The 327-nt window shown below is 64.5% G+C and carries 1 protein-coding gene; it reads left to right on the forward strand.

The genetic code is table 11. The features are described from left to right. Window positions 1-327: lipocalin family protein (locus ACVA58_RS27865; protein WP_446513491.1), on the forward strand; the 327-nt coding region annotated here is incomplete at both ends.

The following is a 327-nucleotide window of genomic DNA, read 5'->3' on the forward strand; positions in this document are numbered from 1 at the left end:
CTTGCAGACCGTGCCGGTGGATCTGCCCCGCTATATGGGGCGCTGGTACGTGATCGCAAACATCCCGTATGTTGGCGAGCGCGACAACGTCGGCAGCTACGCCGAATGGGCGCTGCGCCCCGACGGCCGCATCGACGATGCCTACGTCTATCGGCCCGGCGGCTTTGCCGCACCATTCAAGCGCATGCAGTTTGTCGATTCGGTGGTGGCAGGCAGCGGCGGAGGCGCGTGGCGTGTGCGGTTGTTCTGGCCGATCTACGTGTCGCAGCTCACGCTGTATGTGGATGCCGACTACCGCGTCACGCTGCTTGGCTACCCGGACAAGAG

Source organism: Photobacterium sp. DNB22_13_2, from assembly GCF_052873915.1.